General features: G+C 61.7%; 3 protein-coding genes. 1 reads left to right on the top strand and 2 read right to left on the bottom strand.

Going from position 1 to position 6,392, the window contains the following annotated elements; translation table 11 throughout:
• Both AC1DWI_RS10855 and AC1DWI_RS10850 read right to left on the bottom strand, forming a co-directional pair.
• Positions 1-2,829: PAS domain S-box protein (locus AC1DWI_RS10855; RefSeq protein WP_477724819.1), on the bottom strand; the 2,829-nt coding region annotated here is incomplete at its 3' end.
• Positions 2,830-3,195: 366 nt separating this feature from the next.
• On the bottom strand, positions 3,196-4,134 hold the full coding sequence (locus AC1DWI_RS10850; RefSeq protein ID WP_477668200.1) for a DedA family protein/thiosulfate sulfurtransferase GlpE: 939 nt from the start codon (positions 4,132-4,134) through the stop codon (positions 3,196-3,198).
• A gap of 250 nt (positions 4,135-4,384) precedes the next feature.
• Here AC1DWI_RS10850 and AC1DWI_RS10845 point away from each other — a divergent pair.
• Positions 4,385-6,392 (top strand): ATP-dependent DNA helicase (locus AC1DWI_RS10845; RefSeq protein WP_477724818.1); only part of this gene is annotated, 2,008 nt, incomplete at its 3' end.

Genomic DNA, 6,392 nt, shown 5'->3' with positions numbered 1-6,392 from the left:
GTCAAACACGTCCCCCTCAGCCGGCATGGCACCGGCCTGMTCGCCTCCGAGCGTGAAATAAAAGGTACTGCCCTCACCCACTGCCGACTTGGCCCAGATTTTTCCGCCGTGGCGGGTGATGATGCGTTTGACCGTGGCCAGCCCGATGCCGCTGCCGGCGAACTCTTCCGGTGAATGCAGCCGCTCGAAAGTGCCGAAGAGCTTGTCGGCATACGCCATGTCGAAGCCGRCACCGTTGTCCCGCACAAAATACACCACCTGGTCCTCGGCCCCTGCTTCTTTTCCGACCAGGATTTCGGTGTGCGGTTTTTTCGAGGTGAACTTCCATGCATTGGCGATCAGGTTCTCCAGCACCTGACGCAGCAATGCAACGTCCGCCCGGCCCCACAGGTTGGGCTCGACGGTGATCCGCACCCGGCGGTCAGGATCGTTTTCCGTCCACTGCTTGATGATCTTGGCCGCCTCGGTACTGATGTCGACAGACTCCCAGTTCAGGCTGGTCCGCGACAACTGGGCCAGGGACAGCAAGCCATCGGTCAGCTCACCCATGCGGCGCACACTGCTGCGTATGCGGCCCATGAAATGATGTGCGCGCTCACCCGATTCAGGTGGAACCGCTTTTTCAAGCAGCGCACAAAATCCGTCGATGGTGCTCAACGGTGTCCGCAAGTCATGCGCCACGGAATAAGAGAAGGCCTCGATCTCCCGGGTGGCGACTTCCAGCTGGGCGGTCCTGCGCAGCACGCGCTTTTCCAGGTTGACGTTCAGCCGGACGATTTCCTGCTCCGCCTGCCGGCGCTTGCTGATGTCGGTAATGGTGCTGACATACCCCGACGGGGCGCCGTTCCCGTCCACCAGGGGCTGCACGTTGATCAGTGCCCAGAACTCACTGCCGTCGGGCCTGCGATGGCACACCACACGGTTCAGCTGTGGCTGGCCGGTACGCACGGCGACAACACTGGGCCACTCTTCCCTGGGCATTGGCGTGCCGTCTTCGCGGAATCTTTGCCATTCCGGCTCGACCGAAGTCTGGCCTTTGAGCTGGGCCAGGGCCAGGCCGAGGATGCGCTCTGCACTGGCATTGCAATCAACAATATGCCCCTGGGCGTCCCGCAGGATCACGCCTTCGGCCAGCGCACCCACAACCGCCCGGAAGCGGGCCTCGCCGACCCGCAGCGCGATCTCCACTTCCTTGCGTGACGTGATGTCGGCACCCACACCCCGATAACCCGCAAAGGTTCCATCGTCGCCAAACACCGGTTCCCCGCTGACGCTTCGGTAAATGACGCTCCCATCCTCCTTGGTCAGCCGGTATTCAAAATTGCGGAACGGCAAATGCGCCTGTAACACCGCCTTGTGCTCTTCCCATGTGCCGACAAGCGGTGTGGAGTTGGGGAGGTCCCATCGGCATTGCCCCTCTCCAATGACCTGGGTTCCCAGGGCGAAGCGTTGCGGATCATTGGAGACAAAAACGTTGCGGAAGTTTGTGTCCTGTTCCCAGTACCAGTCGGACGAAAGACCGGTGAGGCTGCGAAAGCGCTCTTCGCTGCGGCGCAGTTTGGCCTCGGCCTCCAGCCGCGCGGTGATGTCGCTGCCCACGCCCCGATAGCCGGTGAAGCGGCCTTTGGCGTCCACCATCGGCTCTCCGCTGATGGACAAGGTCACGCGCTTGCCGTCTTTTTCTACGCGTTCGTATTCAAAGTTGCGGAAGACTTCGTGGCGCTCCAGCAGAGCGCGATGGCGGGCCCACATCTCCTGGTTGGCCTGGCTGTGGTCGATCTCCCAGCGTGTTTTACCGATGTGCTCACTGATGGCGCGCCTGGCTTCTTCCGTCTGGCCGCCGGACAGCTTGGTGAAGCGGAAATTGGCATCGGTTTCCCAGTACCAGTCGGACGAAAGACTGGTCAGGCTGCGGAACTGCTGTTCGCTGCTGCGCAAGCGCTCTTCGTCCGCCAGCTGCTGGGTGATGTCCTCCGCCGTAACAAGGACGTGTGTCACCACACCACTGGAATCTTTCAGCGGAACCTTGCGCATGTGCACACGGATGACGCCCTTGTGCTTGGTCTGGACAAGGCGGTCGGGGAATTCCTGCATCTTTCCGGCAGCGATCAGGGCGAGATCCGAGGCATGCATGTTGTGGGCATGGGCCTTGGGCCACAGATCATGGACGGTATGGCCCAGCGCTTCCGCCCGAGTGAAACCATAAAGCTCTTCCGCCGCGCGATTCCATGCGACATAACGGTGGTCCGTGACGGCTTTCAGGTTCATGGCGATCGGAATGTTTTCAACGATGTCGTCGAGCAGGCGGGCGACTTTGCGTTCTTTTTCCTCCGCGCGCCTGCTGGCCGTGACATCGCGCGTAATACCCCGATAACCCATGAACTCCTGATGCTTGTTGAACACCGGCACGCCGCTGATGGAAAAATAATGCGCGACGCCATCCTCCAGCACGCGTATGTATTCGAAATCGCGAAAGGGCTTGCGTTCCGCCAGCACGGCGCGGTGGTCTTCCCATGACATGGTGACCGGCAGGGCGCCAGGCAGTTCCCAGCGGCATTTGCCGACGGAACTGTCGAGATCCTTATCTTGTGACTTGCTGCTGTACTCGGCCGTGAAGTCAGTAAAACGGTACTCCGCGTCCTGCTCCCAGTACCAGTCTGCCGAGACGGTGGCGAGGCTGCGCAAGCTGCTGATGTCGTCCCTGAGCGATTCGACCAGTCGCTGCTGCTCAACGATCTCAAGCTTCAACGCATCATTGGCGGCTGCCAGCGCAAGCGCTTCAGCCTGCATGCGCTGCTGGGATTGCTCTGCCGTCTCGTCGCGTTTCATCGCGGCACCTGACGGGTAACCGTGCCGGGCCGATGCGGCAGGGGCATGGGCGCACCCATCAGGCCAGGCTCACGGTGGACTGCGGTGAATGCGCTTGGCAAACTGGGGTTCATCCGCCGGTGGTGACTTTCTTTGCAAAGGTGCGCGGCTCCATCGAGGCCCCGCTTTCTGTAGCTGCCGCACTGCAAGTGTGTAATGCTGCATTTAATTGCGCTATAGGACAACACCCTGATTTCTTTTGACCGTGCCTTCCATTAGATTGGCCTGGTTTTTGCATACTTAAGACCTCCTCTTATAGCAATCAATAGGTCCTCGGAATTACACGAATTGCCGTTCGGTATTTGGCAATTATTACCATCACTCCATTCAGGCAGTCTGGGGGTATTCCAGTGCCAGCCCGGCCGCTTGCCAGGCGTCGATGCCGCCATGCAACGGCCTGACATTGCTGAACCCGGCCGCCATCAGGCGCTTGGCCACCAGGGCTGCAGAAGCATCGTTGGGGCAAGCGCAATAAACGACCACGGCGACATCGTGCGGGATATCAAGCGATGCACGGGTACGGTCCAGGTCCGACCAGACCAGCGCTCCCGGAATAATGCCGCCACCGGCACGCGCCAGCTCCGTGCGCACGTCCAGGATAACGGCAGGCTTGTTCTGCTGCGTGAGCTGCAGCAGCTCCTGCGGTGAAATGCGGGCCATGCGCAGCTGCCGATAAAAGCGCTGCCGCTGCCACCATTTGTGCAACAGAAAGAGCGCAAATGCAGCCAGCAGCACCATCAGCCCGATGCGTCCCATCTGCTCGAAAATGGCCAGCACGTCGGCCACCGCGTCATGAAAAATCATGCCGATCCCCACGCCGGCACCGGCGTAAAGCGTTGCGCCCAGCGCATCAAAAACCAGAAAGCGGCCGAAGGGAATGCCGGTGCGTCCGGCCAGCGCTGTGGCGAGCGAAGCAAACCCGGGAATGAACTTCGCCAGGATGAGCGACTTGACACCCCAGCGCGTGAAGATGGATTCGGTTTGCCGCACGCAGGAGTCGGGCGACAGGGAAATGCGGCAAAGCGTTTTGAGCACGCGGCTGCCGTAGCGGTGACCGGCCCAGTACCAGACGCTGTCCGCGGCCAGGCAAGCCAGTACGGCGGTGAAAATGAGGCCTGCTGCGGAGTATTGGCCGTTAAAGCTCAATGCGCCGGTGAGGATCAATACCGGATAGGCCGGGATCGGCAAGCCGAGCTGTTCCAGCCCGACATTCAGGAAAACGGCGGCGAGCCCGTAGTGCTCGAGCCACACAATGATCTGTTCCATGGAGTCGCGTTACTTTCTGCGAGGGTCGTTGCGGGCTGCAAAGCCGTTCAGCCCCGCTTTTGTTGCCCGTTCATGCAATGTAGACGGCTACAGCGCAGCAGTAAATGGTGGCCCGGGGAATGTTCTTTTTCCATGGGAAGAACAATTCGGACAATTCGGGTTATTTGGGCTGATTTTGGGAGGCGGCGCCCGGCGCCTGCGCTACCATGAACCCTTCCCCTGTTCACGTGACTCAGAGAGCGACTACCGATTGAAATACCTTGTGGCTGTCCGGGCCCTGTGCGAGTTCACGGCCAAGCATGGCGACCTGGACCTGCGCTTTACGCCGTCACCCTCCGCACCGGAAGGCATGGCCGGGCACGCCATGGTGGCATCGCGCCGTGCAGAGTCTTCAGAGTCCTATCAGGCCGAAGTCAGCCTGGAGGGCGAGTACAAGACCCTGAAGGTGCGCGGCCGTGCCGACGGCTACGACCCTGAACGCAACCAGCTTGAAGAGGTCAAAACTTTCCGGGGCGACCTGCACGCCATGGCCGACAACCGCCGGCACCTGCACTGGGCACAGCTGAAGATTTACGGCTGGCTGCTTTGCGAAGCCAAAAAGCTGCAGGACGTCAACCTGACACTGGTGTACTTTGACGTGGCCAGCACACAGGAAACACCGCTGACCGAACATTTCTCCGCCGCGTCGCTCAAGGAGTACTTTGAAACGCAGTGCGAGCGCTTCCTGGCCTGGGCCAACCAGGAGCTAGCACACCGCCAGGCGCGTGATGCTGCGCTCGCCACGCTGGCATTTCCGCACCCTGCATTCAGGCCGGGTCAGCGTGAACTGGCCGAAGCGGTTTACAAAACAGCCCAGGCCGGCACCTGCCTGATGGCACAGGCGCCCACAGGCATCGGCAAAACCATTGGCACGGTGTTCCCGCTGCTCAAGGCTGTGCCGAAAAAGCAACTCGACAAGCTGTTTTTTCTGGCGGCCAAAACGCCGGGCCGCAGGCTGGCGCTCGACGCGCTGGACCGCATCAAAGACAGCACGGCGGCCCTGCCGCTGCGCGTGCTGGAGCTGGTGGCGCGTGACAAGGCCTGTGAACACCCGGACAAGGCCTGCCACGGCGACGCCTGCCCGTTGGCCAAGGGCTTTTACGACCGGCTGCCCCAGGCGCGCAGCGCTGCAGTGCAGCATGCCGCCGCACAAGGCCCGCTCGATAAAGCAGCGCTGCGTGAACTGGCGCTGGCCCATCATGTGTGCCCTTACTACCTGAGCCAGGAACTGGTCACCTGGTCGGATGTGGTGGTGGGCGACTACAACTATTACTTCGACACCAGCGCGCTGCTGCACGGCCAGGCCGTGGGCAACCAGTGGCGCGTAGGCGTGCTGGTGGACGAAGCGCACAACCTGGTGGAACGTGCGCGCAAGATGTACTCAGCCACGCTGAGCCAGGCGCAGCTCCAACAGGTGCACGCCACCGCGCCCCGCGCCGTTCGCGGCGCACTGGAGCGGCTCAACCGCAGCCTGCTGGAATTGCAGGAGGCGCAGCAGGCGCGGGGCGAGGCCTACCAGGTCCATCCCGAGCTGCCCGTACCTTTTCTGAAAACTCTGGCGCAGGCGCTGACCCAGATCACCGACTTCCTGCTGGCCAACCCGACCCGCATGGACGGCGAACTGCAGGATTTTTATTTCGAGGCACTGCACTTTTCGCGCATGGCTGAAGACTTTGGCGAACACTCGCTGTTTGACGTGACGCTGCAGCAGGAAGCCGGCCGCGACGCGCTGGGCCAGGTACTCGGCCAGCAGCTCGCGGTGCTCAACATCCGCAATGTGGTGCCTGCGCCCTTCCTGGCGCCGCGTTTTGCCGCCGCGCAGTCGACGGCACTCTTCTCTGCCACGCTAAGCCCGCAAAACTACTACGCCGACACGCTCGGCCTGCCGGCCGGCACGGTCTGGACAGAGGTGGAATCGCCCTTCCTGGCTGAGCAGCTGCAGGTCTCGGTGGTGAGCGACGTCTCCACGCGCTTTCAACACCGTGACGATTCGCTTTCGCCCATCGTCGACCTGATGGCCCGGCAGTATGAAAGCCGGCCCGGTAATTACCTGGYGTTCCTGAGCAGCTACGACTACCTGCAAAAACTGGTCACGCTGTTCCGGCGGCGCTACCCGCATATTCCCGTGTGGGAACAGACGCGCGGCATGGAAGAAGCCGCGCGCGACGCCTTCCTGGCGCGCTTCACGCAGGCCTCGCAAGGCATCGGCAGGCATCGGC

The organism is Polaromonas sp. P3_C2, assembly GCF_056402675.1.
This window is presented reverse-complemented; position numbering and strand designations above follow the sequence as displayed.